The sequence below is a fragment of the Tepiditoga spiralis genome (genome assembly GCF_014701195.1).
Taxonomy (GTDB): domain Bacteria; phylum Thermotogota; class Thermotogae; order Petrotogales; family Petrotogaceae; genus Tepiditoga; species Tepiditoga spiralis.
In genome coordinates, this window is record NZ_AP018712.1 from 929567 (window position 1) to 953324 (window position 23758).

Below are 23758 nucleotides of genomic sequence, written 5' to 3' on the forward strand. Positions count from 1 at the left end.
CGTTTTTTTTTAATGGAGGTAAAAAGTTATGAATATTTCTAAATTTCTTTTTTCTACAGATGTTCTTCATAATGTATTAAAACCTGGAAGATATATAGGTGGAGAATACAATGAAATAATAAAAGATAAAACTAAACTTAAAATAGCTATATGTTTTCCAGATATATATGATATTGGAATGTCTCATACAGGATTTCAAATATTATACAATTTATTTAATTATTATGATAGTGTATCTGCTGAAAGAGTTTTTTTGCCTTGGATAGATATGATTGAAAAGATGGAAAAATATAAAATTCCATTATATTCACTTGAAACATATACACCTGTTAAAAATTTTGATTTATTAGGTATAACTTTACAATATGAGTTGAGTTATCCAAATATATTAAAAATATTGTCTATGTCAGATATACCTATTTATTCTAAAGATAGGAAAGAAGAAGATCCGATAGTACTTGGAGGAGGTCCTTGTTCTTCTAATCCAGAACCAGTAGCTCCTTTTTTTGATGCTTTTTTTATAGGTGATGGAGAAGAAATTGTAAAAAATATTGTTGAAGTATTTAATAAATTTAAAAGTAGAGAACAAAGATTAATAGAACTATCAAAATTAAAAGGTATTTATGTTCCAAAGTTAAATAAACCAATACTAAAAAATGGATTACTTGTACATGATAAAAATAAAATAATAAACTCAATAAAATTAAGTGATTTAAATAATTTTAAATTTCCAATAAATCAAATAGTTTCTAATATAAAAATAGTTCATTTAAGAGCTATTGTTGAAATAATGAGAGGTTGTAATAGAGGATGTAGATTTTGTCATGCTGGTATGTTTTATAGGCCAACAAGAGAACGTTCAGTTGAAAATATGGAAAAGATTATATATGAAATTTTAGAAAATACAGGATTTCATGAAATTTCTTTACTATCATTAAGTACATTAGATTATTCAATGTTAAATGAACTAATAGATAGAATATTACCTTATTTAAATGAAAAACATGTTAGTTTATCGCTTCCATCAAGTAGAGTTGATAAGTTTAGCGTTGAATTGAGCTCAAAGTTATCAAGTGGTAGAAAAGCAGGATTAACCTTTGCACCAGAAGCTGGAAGCCAAAAGATGAGAGATATAATAAATAAAGGAATAGATGAAAAAGAAATTTTTGATGTAGTAAAAACTGCAAAAGAAAATGGTTGGAATAGAATAAAATTATATTTTATGATAGGGTTGCCAAACGAAACAGAAGAAGATGTTGAGGAAATTGTAAAGCTTGCAAAAAATTTAAAAAAGCATTCAAAGTTAAAGGAAATCACGGTAAATATTTCTGTTTTTATACCAAAACCACATACTCCATTTCAATACTCTAAATTTGAAGATTTAAAGTCTTTAAAAAATAAAATAAAGATACTTTATCAATTAAAAAAATATAAAATAAGAGTAAATATACAAGATCCATATCAAAGTTATGTAGAAGCAATATTTGCATTAGGAGATCAAAATGTTTCAAAAATACTTTATGATATAGTTTTTGAAGAAAATTCAATTTTTCAGCAATGGGATGAAAACTTTAACTTTAACTCTTGGGCTAGGATTTTTAATAAAAATGAGTTTGATGCATCAAAATACTTAAATGGTTTTAATGATATTTTGCCCTGGGATTTTATAAATACAGGTGTTTCAAAAGAATTTTTAAAAAATGAATGGGAAAAGTCAAAAAATATAGAAAAAACTGAAGATTGTAGATGGAGTTCTTGTTCTATGTGTGGTGTGTGTAATAAGAACTTAAAGGTAATTGTTAATAAAGAGCAATAAGATATTTATTGCTCTTTTAAATTAAACTATTGGAAAGTAAGTCTTTTTTTCTTCATCATTATTTATAATATCATTTAAAATTTTCATACCTTTAATAATTTCATTTTTTTCAACGGTTGCAAAGCTTAATCTAAAATAATTTGATGTGTTATTTAATGAAAAAATACTTCCAGGTAAAATTGAAACTCCTCTTTTTAAAGCTTTTTTATATACTTTTTCTATTTTAATATTGGTTTTTAACCAAAAATAAAGTCCACCTTGTGGTTTTGCATATAAATTCATATTATATTTAAGAATTAAATCTAGCATTAATTCAAATCTTTCTTTAAATAAACTTTTCATTGTTTGAATATGATTATTCCAGTATCCTTCTTTTAAATATAATTCAAAGGCCCTTTGATTTAATCCTGAACTTGAAATATCAGTTGCATATTTAACTGCAAGTGTTGGAATGTATAGTTTTTCTGGAAGAATGATAAATCCTAGTCTTAAACCAGGCATAAAAATTTTAGAATAACTCTTTATATAAATAACCTTATTTTCAGTATCTAATGATTTTAAAGATAATGGTTCTTTATTATAAAAATATAATTCAGATAAACAATCATCTTCTAATATTAAAAAATTATATTTAATAGCTAAATTTAAAAGGGTTTTCTTTTTTTTACTACTCCATTTTATTCCAGTAGGATTATGAAAGTTAGTCATTGTGTATAAAAATTTTATTTTATTTTTTTTTAAAAAATTTTCAAATTCATTTAAATCAATACCATCATTTTTTATTGAAAAACTTTGTATAATTGCTCCTCTATTTTTAAAAGAAGAAATTGCTCCAGAATAAGTTGGGTTTTCAACAGCTATTTTATCACCTGGAGTTATTAAAATTTTTGATAGTATATCTATTGCTTGTTGAGCTCCAGAAACAATTTGTATTCTATCAGCAGAAGAATTTATATTTTTGTCTTTTAAAGATTTACTTATTGTATCTCTTAAAGGATAATATCCCTGTGTTTCTTGATAAGTAAAAGCTTCTCCACCATCTCTATCTAAAACTTTATTTATTACCTTTTTAAAATTTTTAATGGGAAAAAGATTTATTGAGGGTGTTGAACTTGCAAAATTTATATTTGAATGCAATTGTATTTGACCATATTTAAAACTCTCAAAATCTTTTGTATCATAATCATTGATTTCTTTTTTATTTTTAATTTCTAAATTTGATATAAAACAACCACTTCCAGTTTTTTTATAAATAAACCCTTCTTTTTCAAGCAAATCATAAGCTTTTACAACGGTTGAAGTATTTACTTTAAAAAAATTAGCTATTTTTCTTATAGCTGGAAGTTTTTGATTTTCTTTAAATTTTTTATTTATTATCATTTCTTTTAGTCCATCATATAACTGTACATAAAGATTTTTATCTTTCCTTTTTTTTAATTCAAAATCAAAATTCATATTTCACCTCTTCAATTGTATCAGTACAAAATATTATAACATAAAAAATTTAAAACTAAATATTTTGAGTTTTAGAGTTCTTGGAGTATAATTAAAGTAATTAGTAGATCGGAGGTGGATTATGAAAAAGAGTATACTTTTATTTTTTATTATTTTTATTTCTATTTTTACATTTTCAGCAAGTATTTTAACCCTTGAAACGGCTTTTCCAACTCTCGACATGGCAAGAGGAACTTTTGGTATATCATATCCTTTTGGAGGCTCTTTGAATTTTGTATCTGGTGTTGAACTTCCTTTATTAAAGGGAATTGTTGCAGAAAATTTTAACTACAGTTTAGATGTTGGTGGAATTCTTCTTCCAGAAGCTGCAGCAAATGCTTCATTAAAAGTTGGTACTTTTGGATCAAAACTATTTGCTTCTATCGATACAAAAAATGGTACACAATTTGGTATTTTATTAAGAAATTGGGAGGGATACTTTAAAATAGGTTTATGGATAGATCCAATGACTTTATTTTTAGGAATAGAATATTAACGGATACCAATGTATCCGTTTTTTTGTAACACTTAAAAAGTTATATAATGTGTTTAATTTTTGTTAATTTTATAGTATAATTATAATGAGTATGATTTTTTGAAAAAAAATAATTAATATATAAGTTTTAAAAATGAGGTGGTTGAGTGTGGAAAATATTCTTGGTATAATTGCTAATGAAAATCCTACAGTGCTCCTTAAAACAGTTTCTTTAGAAATAGCTGAACAATTGAAAAAAAAAATAAATCAAGAAACTATGATATTTGTTTATGAATCTCCAAGGAAAGTTTTAAAACTTCTTGGAAAAACTTTTGTTGCTGATGATATTGAAAATTATAAAATTTTTTTATCATATCAAAAAGAAGTTTTAAATAACTTGAAAGATGGTAAAGAACAATTGTATATTTTTGATGATACAAATGGTTTTTTTGCAAATAAAAAAATATTTTTATATCCTATTTTTTCTAATGATGTTTTTATAGGAGCTATTGGTTTATTTGAAAAATGTGTTAGAAAAAATTTTATAAAAGAAATATTTAAACCTTTTGCTGTTATTATGAAATTAGTTACAGAATCTTTAATAATAGAAGAATTAAAAGAAAAAATAGGATTAAGCGAAAACATGACTCAAATAATAGAAAATACTTTGGATAAAAATGAGTTAATTAAAATGGTTTTAACTGAAATAAAAATTTCTTTGAGAGCATTGGACATAGTTTATTGGAAAGTAGAAGAGGATAATTTATTTAAATTAGATTCTTTGGGAGAACATATTCCAAAATCAATGTTGAGTTTAAATAATTCCGTTGAAGGAAAATGTTTAAAAGATGATAAAGGTTTTTTAATAATTGGATATGATAAATTAAAAAATATGGAACTTCCATTTGAAAATAAAATAAAATCTTCAATGTATGTTCCTTTAAAAGTTGATGGAGAAATAATAGGGGTTCTTGCTCTATATAATAGAATGGATGAAAATAATTATAAAACTTATAAAAATTTTGATGAATTAGATTTAAAATTTTTAGTAGATGCTTCTAGAAGATTTTGTTTAGCTTTAAGTCGTATAAATTATTATAATAAGATAAAAACAGAAATTGATAAATTAACAAGTTTAAAAAGTAGTCATGAAGCTCTTATTAAGTTACAAAAAGAGCATTTAGATAAAATGAACTCATTACACAAAATAAGTCAAGCTGTTAGATCTACTTATGATAAAAATAATGCTATAAAAATTACTTTATTAGGTTTAACTTCAGGAAGAGGGTTAAGATATAATAGAGCTCTTTATCTTGAAAGAGATAGAGTTAGAGGATTTTTAATACCAAAACTTTGGTTGGGACCAAATGAAGATGAAGATGTTGAAAATATTTGGAAAGAGGCAAATAGACGTTCATTAAAGTATGGTGATTTAATTCAATATTTAAGAGAAGAATCTTTACAATTACCTTCTAACAATAAACTTACATTAAAATTAGAAAATAAATTACTTGCATATAAGGGACATCCTGTTCTTGAAAGAGTAGTAAACAAAAAACAAATAATTCATGTTGTTCCGCATATGTTAAAAATAAAAAAAGAAGAATTAGAAGATATTTATGATATTATAAAATGTGATGAATTTTTAATTTTTCCAATAACAGGTAAATTTGATACAAAGGGTGTCATAATTATTGATAATAAAATAAATAATGTTCCTATAACTAATATAGATATAGAAATAATTAGATTGTTTCAAGATAGTATAGGCCTTGCTTTTGAAATGATTGAAAATTATGAGGAACTTCGTGAAAAAACAAAAAGTTTAGAAGAACAAAAAGATTTAATGGACTATTATAGAAGATTTAAAGAAAATATTTTTCAAAACTTAGATGTTGGTATTGTTGTTGTAGATAGAAACGGAAAGATAGTTGAATGGAATAAGAAATCTGAAACTATTTTTTCAAGACCAAGAGAAAATGTAATAGGAAGTCCAATAAATTTTTTGGCAGAATTTGTTGGAGATGATATAATTAATACTATAGATGAAATATATGAAACAAGAGAAAGTTTAAAGTATCCAAATTATAAGCTTGTTATGTCTAATGAGGAAAAAATTTTTGATATACAGTTTTCGCCTCTTTGGAATAGAGAAATTGGTGTAATTGAAGGAGTTATAATAGTTTTTGATGATGTTACTGATATATTTGTTTTGCATCAAGAGATGGAAAGAAGCGAAAAATTAGCATCTATGGGAGAAATGACAGCGAGAATTGCGCATGAAATAAGGAATCCATTAACTGTAATAGGTGGATTCTTAAATAGAATGTTAAAAAAACAAGATAATCCTGAAGCAGTAGAAAAGTATAGTACTATAATAAAAGATGAATTGTATAGATTAGAAGGCATAGTTTCTGAAATACTCGAATTTTCAAGGGGCAAAAAATTGCCTAAATTTGAAAAAGTAAATTTAAATGATTTAATTAAAGATATTGTTTTTATGTTTGAAGATTTTTTTGCACAAAAAAATATAAGGCTCAAATTAAATTATGGAATGGATCCAATAGAAATCTATGCAGATAGAAGTCGTTTAAAACAAGTAATAATAAATTTAGTAAAAAATGCAATAGAAGTGGTTGAAGAAAATGGATTTATAGGAATAATTTCTGGGGTAGAAGATTTAAATGCTTTTTTTGAAGTTAGTAACAATGGAGAACCAATATCTCATAAAAATCAAGAAAAATTATTTTTACCTTTTTTTACTACAAAAACACATGGAACGGGTCTTGGATTACCAATTTGTAAAAAAATAATAGAAAATGAACATAGTGGTAAGTTATTTCTTGTTAAATCAGATGAAAAAGAGACTATTTTTAGAGTAGAAATACCTTTAAATTAATGAGGGAGGGATAATTAATGGCAAGAATTTTAATTGTTGACGATGAAGATAACATTAGAATGTTAATAAAAGAAGAATTAGAAGATAGTAATTTTGAAATAGTAGATGCTCCAAGTGCTAAGAAAGCACTTCAAATTCTTTCAAATGATCAAGAATTCGATATAGTTTGTACAGATATTGAAATGCCTGATATGAATGGATTAGAACTTGCTGGTGAAATAAGAAAAAAATATCCAAATAAAAAAATAATTTTATTAACTGCATATTCTCATTATAAAAGTGAAATGGCGTCTTGGGCAGCTGATGCTTATGTTGTTAAATCTATGGATTTAACTGAACTAAAGGAAACTATAAACAACTTATTGAAATTGTAACGCAAAAGAAATAAAAAATTGATTATTATATTGTAAAAACATATTAATATCAAAAAAGTTTGGACGTTCTTTTAGAGCGTCCTTAGATTGTATTAATTAAAAAATAATAAAAATTTTAAATATTTACGGAGGTGTTTATATTGGATTATAAAGATTCATTAAATTTGCCAAAAACGAGTTTCAAAATGAAAGCAAATTTAAAACAAAAAGAACCAGAAATGTTGAAAAAATGGGATAAGATGAACATTGAAAAATATGTTAGAGAAAATAGAAAAGACGCACCAAAATTTCTTTTACATGATGGACCTCCGTATGCAAATGGTGACATTCATATGGGGCATGCCTTAAATAAAGTTTTGAAAGATGTTGTAATAAAATATAAGACTATGCAAGGATTTAATGCACCATATGTTCCTGGATGGGATACACATGGACTTCCAATAGAGCACAAAGTTACAACTGAACTTGGTGAAAAAGCAGAACAACTTTCAAAAGTACAATTGAGAAAAATTTGTAAAGATTATGCTTTAAAACAAGTAAAAAAACAAAAAAAAGGATTTCAAAGATTAGGAGTTAGGGGAGAATGGGAAAATCCATATCTCACATTAATTCCAGAGTATGAAGCTGGTGTTTTGAATGTTTTAAAAAGTTTAGTTGAATCTGGAAATGTATATAGAAATAAAAAACCTATTTATTGGTGCTCTGAGTGTCAAACTGCTCTTGCAGAAGCAGAAGTTGAATATCATGATCATTCTTCGCCATCTATATTTGTAAAATTTGAATTAGAAAAAAATACTTATATAGTTATTTGGACAACTACACCATGGACGTTACCAGCAAATGTTGCTATAGCACTTCATGAAAAATTTGAGTATTCAAAAGTTAAGGTTAATAATGAATATTGGATAATGGCAACAGAATTAGTTGATAAAGTTATGAAAACTGCAAAAATAGAAAATTATGAAATAGTTGAAAAGTTTTTAGGAAAAGAAATGGAAGGTAAGAAAGCAAAACATCCATTTATTGATAGAGATTCTTTAATAGTTTTTGCAGATTATGTAACTCTTGAAGACGGTACTGGATGTGTACATACAGCACCAGGTCATGGAGCTGAAGATTATCAAACAGGATTAAAATATAAATTACCTGTTATTTCTCCTGTTGATGAAAAAGGTTTTTTAACAGAAGAAGCAGGAAAGTATGCTGGTTTGAAAATTTGGGATGCTAATAGTGTAATTATAAAAGACCTTGAAGCATCTGGTCATTTAGTTGCTGTACAAAAAATTAAACACTCTTATCCACATTGTTGGAGATGTAAGAGTCCTATAATTTTTAGAGCAACAGAACAATGGTTTGTTAGTGTAGATAATGCAGGATTAAGACAAAAGGTTTTAGATGAAATAAAAGAAGTTAATTGGATTCCTGAATGGGGTGAAAATAGAATAACCTCTATGATAGCAGATAGACCAGATTGGTGTATTTCAAGGCAAAGGTCTTGGGGAATTCCTATACCTGCTGTTAGATGTGTTGAGACTGGTGAAGTTGTATTAACTACAAAAATGATGGATCAATTCATAAATATAGTTTCAAAAGAAGGTACTGATGCCTGGTTTAAAAAAGAATTATCAGAAATATTTCCTGAAGGAATAGATTATGATAAAGGAAGTACTTTTGAAAAAATGGAAGATATACTAGATGTTTGGATAGATTCAGGTGCTTCATTTGAATCGGTTGTTAATTCAAGAGAAGAATTAAATAAATTTCCTGTTGATTTATATTTAGAAGGTAGTGATCAACATAGAGGCTGGTTTAATAGTTCTATTTTCTTATCTGTTGCAAAGTATGGTAAAGCACCTTATAAGTCTGTTTTAACTCATGGTTTTATAAAAGATGAATCAGGTAAAAAAATGTCTAAATCAATAGGTAATGTAATAAGCCCTCAAGAAATAATTGACCAATATGGTGCAGATATTTTAAGATTATGGGTTTCTTCTGCTGATTATAGAGGGGATATAAAAATATCTTTTGATATTTTAAAACAACAAGCAGAAGTTTATAGAAAGTTTAGAAATACTATAAGATTTTTACTTGGAAATATTGCTGATTTTAGTCCTAAAAATGATTATGTTGAATATAAAGATATGGAAGAAATAGACAAATGGGCATTGTTGAAATTAAATAAATTAATTGAAACCGTTACTAATTATTATGAAAGTTATGAATTTTATAAGGTTCATCAGGCTTTAAATAAATTCTGTACAATTGATATGAGCTCTATTTATCTTGATATAATAAAAGATAGATTGTATACAGAAAGTACTAAATCAAAGTTAAGAAGATCTGCTCAAACTGCTATGTATGAAATAGCAATTGCACTAACTAAAATGATGGCTCCTATATTAACGTTTACAGGTGAAGAAATTTATTTGAATCTTCCAGAAGAAGCTAAGACATTTGAAACAGTTCAATTAGAAAAATGGCCAGAAATAAAAGAAGAATACAATGATAAAAAACTTGAAGAGAAATGGAATAAATTGCTTGAAATGAGAGAAGAAATAATGAAAGCTCTTGAAGAAAAGAGAAAAAATAAAGAAATAGGTCATTCTTTGGAAACGAAAGTTGTTGTTGAAGCAAAATCAAAAGAATATGAAGAAATATTAAAATCTTTTGATACATATTTTTTGGCAGATTCAATTATAGCATCACAGTTTGAAATTGGTAAGGTTGAAAATGGATTTGAAGGTAATATAGTTAAAGTTAAGGTAACTAAAGCTGAGGGTAAAAAATGTGAAAGATGTTGGAAAATAGATACTGAAGTTGGAAATGATTCAGAATATACTGATGTATGTCCAAGGTGTGCGGCTGTATTAAAAGGTGAAAGATAAAGTAAATTAGGTGTGGTTAAATTAACCACACCTTTTATGATTTTATAAAATGGAGTGATAGTTTTGAATGATAAACATATAAAAAATACATTTATATTTATGGATTATCAAAATCAACCAGTAGACCCTGAATTAATAGTTCAAAAAATTGAAGAATTTGGGAAAATGGTTGGTGGGAAGGCTTATGGGCATTGGTCTAAATATCCTGCAACTATGTTTTCTTTTTCAAGACATGGAATTGAGTTGATTGAAAGACCAGAAGATGGTTTTGCAAATAAAAAAGGAAATGATATAAAGCTTGCAGTAGATGCCATTGAAACCATGTTTTCTTTACCTCATATAGAAATATTTATTTTGGTAACTGGAGATGCTGATTTTGTCCCATTAATAAAGAAATTAAGAACTTATGGAAAAGATGTTGTGGTAATTAGTAGAAGTAAAAATACTTCTATTGATATGCAAACATCTGCTGATTCTTATATTCCATATGAAGATATAGTTAAATCAGAAAAAATTGATTCTACGGATACTTTTGAAGATATAGTTGATGAAGTAACAAGAATAATGGAAGAAAAAAATCTTACACCAGATGAAAATATAATAAAAAGAATATTAACAGGTATTAAAGTTAATTATATAAATCTTGGATATAGTACATTTAGTTCTTTTGTAGAAGATATTAAAAAGAGAATGACTAATACTTTATTTACAGACGAAGAACTTAGTGAATATGAAGAAAATTATATGAGATTTTTAGAACGTTTAATTGTTATGAAAAATATTCCTTTAACTGTTGAAAAACTCGAAAAAATAGCTTCTTCAAGACATCAATGGATAACAAAAAATTCTAAATATTCATTGAAAAATTTTATAGAAAATATGATAGAATCAAATAAAATAAAGAAAAATTCACTAGGAATTTTAAAGGTACCAGCGCCAAGAAGATGGGAAATAAGGTATGAAAAAATTCTTCCTTATCCAGAAATAAGAGTAAAATTTGCTAAATTTATTTTTAATCTTTTTGAAAGTAAAAAAGTTTCAAATATATCTGAAGCTTTACATGTTTCAAAAGAAAATTTAAATTTAACAAATAAAATAATAGGATCTTTTGGAATGGCATTAAAATTTTCAGGTTTATTTAGAGGTAAAGATGGTAGTGATTATGTTAGTTTAAAAACTCCAGTTAGCTTAATAGGTGATTTTGAGGAATTTAAAGAGGTATTAGATACGTTTTTTATTAAAAGAATATTAAAAGATGAAGATATTCATGAAAAGTCACTTGCAAAAATTTCAAAATACGTTTATAATAAAGAGGATACTAAATATGCAAAAAATGGATTAAAATATTTAATCTCAAAAAAAGAGGTTAAATATGAAAAACCTTTTTATAAATATTATAAGTAAAAATTTTTAATATTTTAAAATATCTGGTATAATTGCTATGTATTATTATAAAACCAGGAGGGAAAAAGTATGAACAAAAAAGAACTAGTTGCTGCACTTGCAGACAGATCAGGAATAACAAAGAAAGAATCAGAAGCATTTATAAATGAATTTGTAAATGTTGTTTCTGAAACTCTTGAAAAAGGTGAAGCTGTTAAATTAGTTGGATTTGGAACTTTTGAAGTTGTTGAAAGATCAGAAAGAAAAGGGGTTAACCCAAAAACTAAAGAATCTATAACTATACCAGCTCATAAAGCACCTAAATTTAAGGCAGGAACAGAATTAAAAAATAGAGTAAAATAAAAAAAATCTTGAAGAGTTTTCTCTTCAAGATTTTTTTTTATAAACTATTTTCTAAATCAAAAACTTTAAACATGTTTAAATAAACTATAAGTCTGTTATCGATTTTTATTATACCATTTGATTTTTCTTTATAAGTAATATTATTACTTATATTTTCTAAATTAGAATTGTCTACTGTTAAAACATTTTTTACTTCATCAACAAAGATACCAAGTTCTTCATTATTCATTTTTAAAATTAATATGTTTTCATATTCATGATTTTCTGGTAATTCTATATCTAATATTTTTGTAATATCAGAAACAGAAACTATTTTACCTCTAAGATTTATCAATCCGTTTATAAAATGTTTTGACTTTGGTACAGGGGTTATATCATCAATTTCTGTAACTACTTCTATTAAATCAACATCAACAGCAAACTCTTGGTCACCTATGTTAAAAGAAAGTACATCAACCATATTATATTACCTCCTTTATATAAATTTTTATAATATATTTTTTATATGAAAATTTTTTTAATAAATCTCTTTATACTATTATATCATATTAGTTGAATATTTTTGTTTTGAAAATTAAATGAATTTTTATAGAAAATTTTTTATTGCTTTAAAAAAATAGAATTTTTCCTTATTTTCAAAATACCAAAGAGATATATTTGCTGTTTGTTCATTTAATCCGTATACTTTTATAAATTTAAAAATTTTTTTATTTGGAATTAATTTTATTTTCCATTTTATATTATATCGTACATAATTTCTTATAAAAATATCCATAACATTTTTTTCATATTCATATGAGTTTAAATATGAATTTAAAAATTTTTCTTTGTTTTTTATTTTTTTTATAAATTTATTAAATAAATCCTTTCTCGATTCTGTAAATTCGTCACTTTTTATAATTTTTAAGACAAAAAACATGTATTCTATACTTTTTTCTATTTCTTTAAAATCTTTTTTTATAAAGATATCATAGTTTTTAATTATATTTGGAAAAATTTTTTTTCTATTTAAAGTTGCCGAATATGTAGACATTAATTTATTTTTGATAGATTTCAATGATTTAAAAATTTTTTTATTTTTTTCATATTCTTTTATTATTTGTATTTTATATAATTCATTTTTAAAATCGTAGGGAATATTATCAATGATTTTTATATTTGGATTTTTCATTAATATAGATTTTATTGTATTACTTTTAATAGTTTTATTTTTATTGTTTACTATTTTAAAAAAAGTTGTTTTAGATATTCCTTTTTTTAAGTAATTGTTTTCTTTAAAAAAAATTATTAAATCTTCTTTTATTTCATAAGAGTTTATATATGTTTTTAGTTCATATTTTTTTGCTTCTTTAAATAATTTTATATATTTTTTTGGTATATTTTTTTTTTCAAGTGTATTAATTAATAAATATAATTCTATTTTATTTTTTGAAAAATCATCAAAAACATAATCTAAAGTATCTAAAATATTTATTTTAATCTCATTTTTTTCTTTGAAATAACCTAAAATATAAAATAATTCTCTACCAATGATTTTATAATTTTTAATTAATATTTTTTTTGAGTACCAGGCATAATCATTTAGAGAATTTAATATACCAGGAATATGATATATTTTTTTTGAAATAATATAAGCTTCATTTAGATACATTAAAGATTCTTCATAAAGTTCTTTTTTTGCAGATTCTCTAGATTTTCCAATTAAATAAAATAATTTTATTGTTTTATTTATTTCTATTTCTTCTCCCCATAATCTTACTTTATTGACTTTAAAATTTGAAAAAGCCACATAATTAAATAAAGAAATAGATATAATAGACCTAAACTTTGGAGATATATTTTTAAAATTTTTTTTCAACCATTTATAAACAATTATACTTTCATATTTTTTTTTTGATCTTTGTAAATTTATTAATTTTTCATTCATTAGCTTAAAATATAAGTTTTTATTTTGTTTTATAAAAAATTCATATTCTTTAATCATCTTTAAATTTTTTTCAGAATCATTACTATTCCACAAAAAAATACGAAGTTCAAGATATTTTTTTAATGGACAATTTTTTAAAAGAGATATACCATACTTTATAAATGGTTTTGAAAAAGATCCTTGTGTATGTAAAATTTCAATTATAGAATTTTCATAATTTTTCATAAATTTCCTCTCAGTAAACTTAATTTTATTTTTTTTAATGTTATTTTTTTGTAAACTTATATAATTTAATTATAACACATTTTTTAAATAATAAAAAAAAACTTAAAATCATATATTATAATATATAATTTTATTAAGAACGAAAAAGGAGGGAGTTTTATGAAAAAGATTATATTTTTAATGGTTATTTTGAGTGTTATTTTCGTTAGTTCATGTTTTGCTGATCCAAGTGATATAATTAGTCCAGAAGAAGGAACTTCGCCTATTGTTAATAATAATTATTAGTAAAAATAAATTTAGAGGAGATTTTTATGGATAAAAATTTAAATAAAAAACTTATAAAAATACTTGCTCAAAAACCAATTAATCAAAAAGATATTTCAAAAAAACATGATTTATTAATAAAAGAATTAAAAAAAATTATAAAAGAAAAAAGATAAGATATGTTTTTTTGCATTTTATCTTTGGAGGCAGATAGAATGAGTTATTTTTTTAAAAATTTAGATGAAAAAACTAGAAAATATATGTTAGAAGAAGTTGAATTAGATATAAAAAAAAATTTTTTATATAAAAGTTTACGATTTAATGAAATTGGAAATGAATTATATCCACAAATATTAAAAAATGCTATAGAATTTGGAAATGAAAAAACTTTAGAAAAAAATCTGCTTCCAGAATATTTTGAAGATGACAAAGGTAAAATTTTAAAAATAGGAAAATATACTTCAGTTTTATCAACAATATCAAATAGGGTTTTTTCTGAGTATGAATTTAATAAGTTTTATATTAGGGCAATATTAAGGAGAGCTATTGAAGAAAATAAAGAAGCTGTTATATATCAGGCAAAAAAAAGTTTTTATTATGAAGATAAAAAAACTAAAACTATTGTTGGATTTTCAATAAAAGATCCAAAGTCTGTTCTTAAAAGCATGAGATTAGGATTTAAACTTGAATCTTCTTTAAATTTATCTTCTAATCAAAGATATTATGGATTAAGTGTTGAATTAAAGTAATTTTATATAATAAAAATACCTTCAAAGTTAATTTGTAATTCTTACTAATTACTTTGAAGGTATTTTATTTTTTTAGTTTTTTTTAGATTACAAAATAAGAATTTATTTAAATACATTTTGATTAATATTAAATTTTATTTATAAAATTTAATACTGCATTCGAACAAGCGCCTATCATACTAGCTGGAACATAATTAAAATTTGTTGTTCGTATATCTAAAATTTTATTATTTTTAAAAGTAAAATCAATTATCATTTCTTTTAATTTATTTATTGATTCATTTTGTAAATTCAAAATTTTTCCACCAAGAATTACTTTTTCTAAATTAAGTAAGTTTATTGAATGAGAAATATTTTGAGCCAAAATTTTTAAAGTATTATTATAATTATTTTGAAAATCAACAGTTTTTTCTAATGGAATTTCTTTATTTTTATTAAAGATTATATTATGACCTATTTCTCCAGCACCATAATTTTTCCCTCTATAAAGATTATTATTTATTAAAAGTCCAGCACCTATTCCTTCTTTTACAAGAATAAAAATTGCATTTTCTATATTTTTCATATCTTTTGAAAAGGTTTTTTCTGCTAACATAGATAAGTTTGAATCATTATCCAATAAAACATTCTTTAATTTTATATCTTTATAAAACAAATTTTTCCATCCAAGATTGGGAGTATTTATTATTTTTTTATTATTGGAATCTACAATACCTGGTATAGAAAAACTTATATATTCAAAATTATAATTAAATAGCTTAATAAATTTTATCATGTATTCTTTGAATTTTTTAAAATCATTTAAAGTTGGAATTGTTTTTAATATTTCAACACTCCCATCGAATCTTCCGTATCCAAGCATAGTAGTTTTTATATCTATATCTACTATCAAAGCACTCATTTTTTCTTTGTTTATACTTAAAACTTCGCTTTTCCTTCCATATTTTGATTCATTAATTTTCTGTGTTGAAATTATATAATTATCTAAAATTAACTCTGTTATAATTCTTGTTATAGAACTATTACTTAACCCTGTTATATTTGCCAATTCTTTTCTTGTTACTTGTTTATTTAAAAATATGTGTTTTAAAATTTTTCTCTTGTTTAAAATTTTTAATTCGGAACTTTTAAAAGATTTGTTCATTTTTCCCCCCAGTTAAAATATTAAATAATTTTTTAAGGTAATATTGTATATATAAAATATACAATATTTTATAAAAAAAATCAAATTAAATTATATAAAAAATAATTAAAATATCACTTATGCTAGTAATGTAAAAATAAAGTTAAAAAATATTTGTTAATTAATACATATTTAAAATATAATAAATATACTTTTTTAAAATACTGTGGTAAAATATATTCGGTAAACAAACTATTATTGAAGGGGGTATCAAAATTGAAAAGTTTAAAAACTAAGTTAATATTAGTATTTAGTCTTACCGTAATAATATTTTTAATGATTTATAGCGGTATTTCTATATTTTTTGTTACCAAAAGTGTAAATGAAGTTTCTAATGAAATGGCATCGGAAATTTTAAGTAATAAAAGCCAATTAATAGATCAATGGATAAACAGCTCTATTCATTATGTTGATATGATTTCTAAAAACTTTAAGAATATTGATATACATAATAGTGATTCTATTAATAAACTTAGTTTATTTAATGATGAATATTCAAAAAAATTTGAAATGTTATTTATTTCGGATGAAAATGGTGATGCGTTGATACCATCAGGTAGTATAGTAAATATTTCTGATAGAGAATACTTTAAAAAAATAACACAAGAAAAATTAAATTATTATGTTTCTGAAGCTTTGGTATCAAAGGCAACTAACAATGTAATTGTTGTTATAGCAGTTCCTATAAAAACTTCAACAGGAGTGGGAGTTTTTGGAGCAACTGTTTTACTTGATAATCTTCAAAAAATGGTAAATGATATAGAAATAATGAATAAAGGATATGGTTGGCTTATTGATCAAAAAGGAATTTTTGTTCAACATGAAAACAAAGATTTTATAGGAAAAGAAAATGCTTTAAATTTAGATTCAAAATATGGTTATAAAGGTGCTTCTGAAGCTATAAGAAAACTTTTAAATGGAGAAAGTGGAAATGATGAAGTAACTTTATCAAACAATAAAAAAGCTTTTATTTATTATATGCCAATTAAATCAGCAAATTGGGGACTTGGTATTTCAATATTAAAAAGTGATTTATATGAAGGAACAAGAAAAATTTCAAATTTATTGTTAATAATTGGTATAATATTTGCTTTAATTTCTATTGTTGTAGCATATTTTGTTGGTATGAGTATTGTAAATCCTGTAATTTATCTTTCACAACAAGTTGAAAAATTTGGTAGTGGTGATTTAACTATAAGATTTAAGCAAAAAACAAACGATGAAATAGGTAAAATGGTAGCAAGTTTAGGATATATGAGTAATAATTTGAGTAGTACAATTAAAAGTATAAAAGAAGCTTCTGAAAATATTCTTGAATCATCGGAAGAATTAGCAGCAAATGCAGAAGAAAGTACAGCAACTAATGAAGAATTATCAGCAAGAAGTAATAATATAACTGAAAATGCAGAAAATGCAGCAATTAATGTTGAAAATATGGCAGAAGCCATACATGAAATTTCGATGGCAGCACAAAGTGTTTCTGAAGCTGCTCAAGAATTAAATGATTCTGCAAATCATACAGTAAAAGAAACAAAAGAAGGTTCAGATATTTTAAGTGAAGTTTCTAAAATTGTAGAAGTTGCAAATGAAAAATCATCAAATACAGAAAAAGTTGTAAAAGAATTAGCAGATGAAGCAGAGAATATAGAAAATATAGTTGAAACAATTAATTCTATAACAGAACAAACGAATCTTTTAGCTTTAAATGCAGCAATAGAAGCAGCAAGAGCTGGAGAAGCAGGAAAAGGATTTGCAGTAGTAGCCGATGAAATAAGAAAATTAGCCGAGGAATCTAAAGGTGCAACTGAAAAGATAGCTCAAATTTTAGGAGAACTAAAGAATAAATCAAAAATAGCAAACTCTGAAACTATTGAAACAGCAGAAATGATAAAAAAAGTAGAAAAAGGTTCTGAAAGATTGATTGAAAAGTTTAAAAATATTGAAGATAAAGTTTCTAATATGAATAATATGATAGAAGGATTAAGTGCAAGTTCACAACAGCAAAGTGCAAGTACGGAAGAAATCAATGCTTCAATGTCAAGTGTTTCAAAGATAATAAATGAAATAACAAATGGAATAAAAGATGTAAATGAAGGTATTAATTCTCAATCTGAATCATCTCAACAAGTCAGTGCAAGTTCTGAAGAATTGGAAGCTCTATCAGAAAATCTTTCAGAACAAATAGATAAATTTAAAGTTTAAAAATAAAAAAGTGCCTTAGGCACTTTTTTATTTTGCATTATGAAATTTATTTATATAATGATTATCAATGCTCCATGAATTTAAAAGAAAATTTGTTTTGACAAAAATTAATGAATTATTTTGTTTATAGATTATAAAATCTTTTATAATACCATAAAATTTATCTATTTTATATTTCAGATATTCTGTTTTAATTATTTTACCTGTATTGTTTAGTACTATGTATTTATTTTTAAATAATACGTATATACCATTTGTTGTTGAAAAAGAATCTACTATATATTCTTTGAAAGTTTTTTTCCAAAGTTCTTTACCAAAGTAAAATTTTTTAATAGTATTTTTTGAAATTAAGTATAAGTTATCTTTATTATCTAAAAAGTTTCTTCTATAATCAATTTTTGGATCAAAAGAATATAACAATTTTTCTTTGTTATAGCAATTTATTTTTGTATAAAAATAATAAAGTTTGTTGTTTTGAAAGACAATCTTATTTTTTAAAGAAGCTTCTTTGTTTATTTCTCTTATTTTTTCTAAATTATTGTTTAAAAATATAATTTTATTGAGTTCAAGAAGTATCTTTTCATCTTTATTATTTATTATTTTATGAGGAATATAGTTTAAATTTAGAAAAGTAATATTATTTTTTTTAAAATTATATAAAAAAAGATTTTTATCTATAAGTGTCCCAAATAAATAAGTATCATTTGATAGTGGCTCAATTATTTTATTAATGTATTTATCAAAATTTAAACTTAAACTTTTTTCTAACTTTAATGTTTTTTTATCATAAAAACTTATTTTTTTGTCTGAAAAAATTATTAAGTGTGAATCAATAATTCTGATTGAAGTATTATACTTAACATTTATAATTTTTTTAATGAATCCATGTATGTCATAAATATATAAGTTATCTTTTCCAAGAATGTACATACTGTTTTCTGAATAAATAATATTTTCTATTTTTAAATTATAAGGTAATTTAAATACAAGATAAGGGTTTTCTTTTTCGTATATTTGTTTATTTTCTTTTAAATTAATAATGGAATAGATTTTATCAAAAGTAAAATTTAATTCACTGCTAATAAATTTATTTTTTTCTTTTTTTAAGGAATTTAAAAAGTATAATAATCCTTCTGCACTAATTAAATACTTACCTATTTCAAACTTTGTTAAATCATTAAAATCCATGCTTATACTTCCAAAATTTGTACTTATAATACCTTTTTCGATATTTAAATTAAGTTTGTTATAGTTTATTACAGATTTTTTTATATAGATAATATTTTCGTTATTTTTTGAGTTTGAATAAGAAATTAAATCATTTATATTTATATTTAATACGGAATCTGTAGATTTAAAAGTTATAATATCTTTTTTTACTTCAAAAATTGAGTAATTCCCATATATTTTTATGTTATTTTTTAATAAAATTCCATTTTTAAGCAAATCATTTATGTTATTTCCAATATTAGAAACAAGATTTGTTGGAAATTTTTTTACTTGTCCATTAACTTCTATTTGACATTGAAATTCATTAGCGTATAAAATTTTTCCTTTTATTATAGTATTATTTATAATAAAAAATTCTGAATATATAGTACTATATAGAGATACAATAAACAAAGTAAATAAAATAAAGTTTTTTTTCATTTTTTAATCACCATCATTAAAAAAATAAGATTTAAATATATCATGCATTTAATTATAACACATTGAACTTTATTTAAAAAATGAGAGTCTAATAAATGTATAAAGATATATTATATATTATAAAGAGGTGGTGACTCTTTATGAATATCAATGAAATGGCAAATCTTTATTCTTTAGGTGTTTATTCGAGTTATTTTTTAAATGCAATAAATGGTCAAGACAATACGCTTTATTCTCCACCAACAATGATGAATATTTTTAATAATTATTATTCAAATCCATCTGATATGATGAACTCTATTACAGATATTCAAAAATCAGCTCAAAACTTATCAGAAGCTGCCGATACTCTCTCTTCATATTCATCTAATTCTATATTTGATACTTCAAGCGTAGAAACTAATTCTGATTCAGCTACTGCAACAGCAACAGGAAAAGTGGATAAAAATAGCTATACTGTAAATGTATCTCAACTTGCAACAAATCAAGTAAATAAAGGAAATACAATCAATGGAAGTAATCTTGATTTTCAATCTGGTCACAATTTTTTTACAATAGAAAAAGATGGCCAAAAATATACTTTTGATACATATGTTTATGGTAGTTCAACAAATAAGAGCGTTCTTGAAAATATTGCAAATGATATAAACAACAAAGACATTGGATTAACAGCGACATTAAATGAAGATACAAGTGGAAATATTGGACTTTCAATTGTAACGACCGATACAGGTGAAAGTTCTGCATTTAATATTTATGATGTTTCTGGAAACATAAACCAAGTTGGAGGTTTTTCTAATACAACTCAAAATGCTCAAAATGCAATATACACTGTAAATAATGGTAATGAACAAGAAAGTGAATCCAACACTCTACAAATTGATGATAATTTAACTGCAGATGTTACAAAGGCAGGTGCTTTTGAAATAACTGCAACAGCAAATTCAGAAGGAGTAACTTCTTCTGTTGAAAATTTTGTAAACAAATTAAATGATTACTTAAGTACAGTAGAAAAAAACAGTGAATTTATTTCTCAAAACGTACAAAATTCGGCACAAAGTATAGAGAGTGTTGCAAGTACATTGAGTGCTATAGGGATAAACTACAATGGAAGTGAATTTGAAATAACTGATAAATTTTATGATTTAGCAAAAAATCCAGATAATATAGAATCCACAGTGCAGCCAATAGTAGAGAGTGTTGCAAATGAAGTTAAAACTACAGCAAATACAATTTCAGAATCATCAACTTATTCCTTATCTAGTGCATTAAATTCATCTGGAAATTACTTAAATTATACTGGAGGGAGTATTGATTCTTATATTTCAATGTATTTAAATGAAATTATTATGAGTTCTATGGGAAATTCCTTTAATGCTTATGGATAATTATAAAATAATAAGTATCCTCATTGAGGATACTTATTATTTTAATACAAAAAAAACAGATATTACAATAAAATTTTTTGTATTTCCATAAGGCCCTTCCCATTTGTCAGATTCAGGTTTTCTTGGATCATTATATGGTGTATTTAAATCAATTTCACCTTTTTTATAAAATTCAAATAATAATTTTATATTGAATTTTTTATTTAATATATCTGTACCAAAAAGATATCCTTCCATATCGTTTCCATATTTGAAACCCATTGGTATATCTATATCATTATATTTTCCAGTAAATTTTAATAACTCTTGCCAACGATTATACATCCAAGTATAAACTTTATAATATTCTATTTTGGGAGAAATTAAGAAATTATTTATTTTAAATATGAATCTATTTCCTAAACCATATGCAAAAGCAGTTGGTTTATAGTTTTCTGCTCCTGCTTCTGTTTCAGGAACCATATAGTCATCCATAGCAAATTGACAGTACAATTGATAGTTTTTTATAGGGTTAAAAGAAAAATCTACTCCCAACATTGCATTTGAAAAACCTTCTCCATAAGTGTTGTGAAGTATTCCCATTGGATTTATATCTACTATATCTGGAAGTTTCCCACCAACTAAGTTTAATTCGTTAAAGGATATTCTTATCGTATTTAAAGGCTTTAATTCTAATCTGTGTATTATTAGAGTTTTATACTTTGAAGTGTATCCTTCAAAACCAACTCTATCTGAATTTTGATCTATACTTCCATTTTTTTGTATTAATGATTCAGTCGAAGATAAATTTGGTGAAAAAGAATAAACTCCAAATATCATTTTTAAAACTTTAGTATCATATCCTCCCATTATACCATTTACATAAGGTAATGAATCAGATAAGTATACACCATGTTCAAGATCTGACCAATTAGTTCTATATTTTCCATAAATAATCCAAAAAGGATTTGTATTTAAATAAATATAATTTTTAGTTATTTTTAATTCTTTTTGATTTATTTTTGGATAAGGGGTTATATTTATATAATTATTTCCATAGTATAATTCTTTATATAAGTAAGTTTTGTCATTTATTATTTCGGAGAAAGTAATTATATATATTATTTCAATTAATATAAAAAAAATAAATTTTTTCATAGTCCCACATCCAATTTTATTGTATAATTTATGTTGAATGAAGAAAAAATATTTTCAAAATTTAAGTTTGTATATCCAATTTCTAAGTTTCCATAAAATAAATTTATTTTTATTAAGAAGTCAAAAGATGTAAGTTGTTTTTCTTCTACATTTCCAAAATCATACTTAATTTTAAAGTACCCTTTTTTGGCACCTAAAATTAAGTTTATAGTTGTTATATTGGAGTTTTCTCCGTATTTAAAACCAAAGGGATAATCAAATAATATTCTTGAACCGGGTTTATTTGAAAGAGCTATTGAACGATAAAATAAACTTTTATAAGGAGTGCTTTTATAAATCCCTTTATTTACAGAATAATATTCTATATATGGTCGTATTTTGAATGAATTAAAATCAAATACTTTATCTATACCTATACCAAATGAAGAGTTATAGTTTTCATAATTTATTGCATACTCACCATATAAATTAAGGTATCCACTTAATTTACCATTTATAGAAAATAATCCAGTATTTGATTTAAAAAAGATATCCGTTAATTGAGGAAGTTTTCCTCCTATATGATTTAATGAATTTAAAGAGAATTCAAAGTTGTTATTTTTTAAGTGTAGACTATTAAAAAAATCATTTCTATACCCTTCTTTTATATTATGATTAAAAAGATATGTATATTCTTCTTTACTCATAAATGGAACAGAAGATAACATACTAAATCTATAATAAATATTATTTTGAAAAAAAACTTTTAAACTCATATTGTCATAATATGGAGCATTATTTGATAAAAGTAAATCGTAGTCAAGTGGTCCAGAAGAAAGTTGAGTTCTTCCAAGTATAAATTCAAAGCTATCTTCTTTTAATGAAAGATATGAAAATCTTGGAAAATCAACAGAAATTTTAGTAAAGTCATCTATGTTATAAAAATTCATATTTGGGTAAAGAAAATATGAAGTATCTGCCATTATTAAGTCTGGAGCAAACCTTGCAAAAAAAGTATCTTTAAAGGAACTTATAAAGGCAAATGAAAAAACATCTCCATTTTTTATTATTATATCTCTAAATAAATTTTCTTTTATAGATGAATTTTCATATCTAACTTTTGGCATAAAAAAATCATTTTTAATTCTATTTTCATATTTAAATGGAAAATAGCAAATGAAGGAGTTTTTTATTCCTTCATTTGTATTATTTGAATAAACGGGTGTATCATATGTATTTATATTATAAAAATAATAATCAAAATTTTTAGATGTAGTTATTCTTGCTGAAGAGAAGTATATTGTTGATATTAATACAAAAAACAAAGGCATTATTTTTTTCATAGATAGCTCCTTAATAATAAAA

Annotated in this window: 19 protein-coding genes; 12 read left to right on the forward strand and 7 right to left on the reverse strand. The window is 23.7% G+C overall.

The window, feature by feature from the left end; genetic code table 11:
* Positions 1 to 28 precede the first annotated feature (28 nt).
* Entirely contained in the window at positions 29 to 1816 is a 1788-nt protein-coding gene (locus IGS63_RS04260) for a TIGR03960 family B12-binding radical SAM protein (protein WP_190615760.1), read from the forward strand.
* Between the two features lie 21 nt (positions 1817 to 1837).
* On the opposite strand, the gene pdxR is transcribed toward IGS63_RS04260, so the two are convergent.
* Positions 1838 to 3271 carry a MocR-like pyridoxine biosynthesis transcription factor PdxR gene (gene pdxR, locus IGS63_RS04265; RefSeq protein ID WP_190615761.1) on the reverse strand — a complete coding sequence of 478 codons (1434 nt, stop codon included), beginning with the start codon at positions 3269 to 3271 and terminating at the stop codon, positions 1838 to 1840.
* 121 nt (positions 3272 to 3392) lie between these two features.
* Between pdxR and IGS63_RS04270 the strand changes: the two genes are divergently transcribed.
* The 6 genes from IGS63_RS04270 to IGS63_RS04295 all read left to right on the forward strand — a co-directional run bounded on the left by IGS63_RS04270 (position 3393) and on the right by IGS63_RS04295 (position 11689).
* Positions 3393 to 3806 carry a hypothetical protein gene (locus IGS63_RS04270; RefSeq protein ID WP_190615762.1) on the forward strand — a complete coding sequence of 138 codons (414 nt, stop codon included), beginning with the start codon at positions 3393 to 3395 and terminating at the stop codon, positions 3804 to 3806.
* A gap of 148 nt (positions 3807 to 3954) precedes the next feature.
* Positions 3955 to 6684 (forward strand): ATP-binding protein, encoded by a 2730-nt coding sequence (locus tag IGS63_RS04275; protein ID WP_190615763.1) that lies wholly within the window; start codon positions 3955 to 3957, stop codon positions 6682 to 6684.
* 17 nt (positions 6685 to 6701) lie between these two features.
* The gene (locus tag IGS63_RS04280; RefSeq protein WP_190615764.1) at positions 6702 to 7058 is read left to right on the forward strand and encodes a response regulator; all 357 of its coding nucleotides are present in this window, start codon (positions 6702 to 6704) and stop codon (positions 7056 to 7058) included.
* Between the two features lie 140 nt (positions 7059 to 7198).
* The gene (ileS, locus tag IGS63_RS04285; RefSeq protein WP_190615765.1) at positions 7199 to 9943 is read left to right on the forward strand and encodes an isoleucine--tRNA ligase; all 2745 of its coding nucleotides are present in this window, start codon (positions 7199 to 7201) and stop codon (positions 9941 to 9943) included.
* Positions 9944 to 10006: 63 nt separating this feature from the next.
* Positions 10007 to 11347, forward strand: coding sequence for an NYN domain-containing protein (locus IGS63_RS04290; RefSeq protein ID WP_190615766.1), 1341 nt, complete (start codon positions 10007 to 10009; stop codon positions 11345 to 11347).
* 69 nt (positions 11348 to 11416) lie between these two features.
* Positions 11417 to 11689, forward strand: a complete 273-nt coding sequence (locus IGS63_RS04295) for an HU family DNA-binding protein (RefSeq protein WP_190615767.1) — start codon at positions 11417 to 11419, stop codon at positions 11687 to 11689.
* A 37-nt stretch (positions 11690 to 11726) separates the two neighbouring features.
* Here IGS63_RS04295 and IGS63_RS04300 read toward each other — a convergent pair whose 3' ends face one another.
* Both IGS63_RS04300 and IGS63_RS04305 read right to left on the reverse strand, forming a co-directional pair.
* Positions 11727 to 12149 carry a chemotaxis protein CheW gene (locus tag IGS63_RS04300; protein WP_190615768.1) on the reverse strand — a complete coding sequence of 141 codons (423 nt, stop codon included), beginning with the start codon at positions 12147 to 12149 and terminating at the stop codon, positions 11727 to 11729.
* A gap of 126 nt (positions 12150 to 12275) precedes the next feature.
* The gene (locus tag IGS63_RS04305; protein ID WP_190615769.1) at positions 12276 to 13841 is read right to left on the reverse strand and encodes a hypothetical protein; all 1566 of its coding nucleotides are present in this window, start codon (positions 13839 to 13841) and stop codon (positions 12276 to 12278) included.
* A gap of 159 nt (positions 13842 to 14000) precedes the next feature.
* Between IGS63_RS04305 and IGS63_RS11765 the strand changes: the two genes are divergently transcribed.
* From IGS63_RS11765 to IGS63_RS04310, 3 genes are read left to right on the forward strand one after another with little or no spacing between them, the layout of a single operon-like run.
* Positions 14001 to 14126 (forward strand): hypothetical protein, encoded by a 126-nt coding sequence (locus tag IGS63_RS11765; RefSeq protein WP_269777948.1) that lies wholly within the window; start codon positions 14001 to 14003, stop codon positions 14124 to 14126.
* Positions 14127 to 14152: 26 nt separating this feature from the next.
* Positions 14153 to 14281, forward strand: a complete 129-nt coding sequence (locus tag IGS63_RS11770) for a hypothetical protein (RefSeq protein ID WP_269777949.1) — start codon at positions 14153 to 14155, stop codon at positions 14279 to 14281.
* Positions 14282 to 14320: 39 nt separating this feature from the next.
* Positions 14321 to 14854, forward strand: coding sequence for a hypothetical protein (locus IGS63_RS04310; protein WP_190615770.1), 534 nt, complete (start codon positions 14321 to 14323; stop codon positions 14852 to 14854).
* 127 nt (positions 14855 to 14981) lie between these two features.
* On the opposite strand, the gene IGS63_RS04315 is transcribed toward IGS63_RS04310, so the two are convergent.
* Positions 14982 to 15998 carry an ROK family transcriptional regulator gene (locus IGS63_RS04315; protein WP_190615771.1) on the reverse strand — a complete coding sequence of 339 codons (1017 nt, stop codon included), beginning with the start codon at positions 15996 to 15998 and terminating at the stop codon, positions 14982 to 14984.
* Between the two features lie 255 nt (positions 15999 to 16253).
* On the opposite strand from IGS63_RS04315, the gene IGS63_RS04320 reads away from it, so the two are divergent.
* Positions 16254 to 18239 (forward strand): methyl-accepting chemotaxis protein, encoded by a 1986-nt coding sequence (locus IGS63_RS04320; protein WP_190615772.1) that lies wholly within the window; start codon positions 16254 to 16256, stop codon positions 18237 to 18239.
* A gap of 27 nt (positions 18240 to 18266) precedes the next feature.
* Here IGS63_RS04320 and IGS63_RS04325 read toward each other — a convergent pair whose 3' ends face one another.
* The gene (locus IGS63_RS04325) at positions 18267 to 19889 is read right to left on the reverse strand and encodes a hypothetical protein (RefSeq protein WP_190615773.1); all 1623 of its coding nucleotides are present in this window, start codon (positions 19887 to 19889) and stop codon (positions 18267 to 18269) included.
* A gap of 140 nt (positions 19890 to 20029) precedes the next feature.
* Here IGS63_RS04325 and IGS63_RS04330 point away from each other — a divergent pair, with 140 nt between their 5' ends.
* Positions 20030 to 21277 carry a flagellar cap protein FliD N-terminal domain-containing protein gene (locus IGS63_RS04330; RefSeq protein ID WP_190615774.1) on the forward strand — a complete coding sequence of 416 codons (1248 nt, stop codon included), beginning with the start codon at positions 20030 to 20032 and terminating at the stop codon, positions 21275 to 21277.
* 36 nt (positions 21278 to 21313) lie between these two features.
* Here IGS63_RS04330 and IGS63_RS04335 read toward each other — a convergent pair whose 3' ends face one another.
* The gene (locus tag IGS63_RS04335; RefSeq protein ID WP_190615775.1) at positions 21314 to 22414 is read right to left on the reverse strand and encodes a hypothetical protein; all 1101 of its coding nucleotides are present in this window, start codon (positions 22412 to 22414) and stop codon (positions 21314 to 21316) included.
* On the reverse strand, positions 22411 to 23736 hold the full coding sequence (locus tag IGS63_RS04340) for a hypothetical protein (RefSeq protein ID WP_190615776.1): 1326 nt from the start codon (positions 23734 to 23736) through the stop codon (positions 22411 to 22413). The genes IGS63_RS04335 and IGS63_RS04340 overlap by 4 nt, the downstream gene beginning before the upstream one ends.
* Positions 23737 to 23758 lie beyond the last annotated feature (22 nt).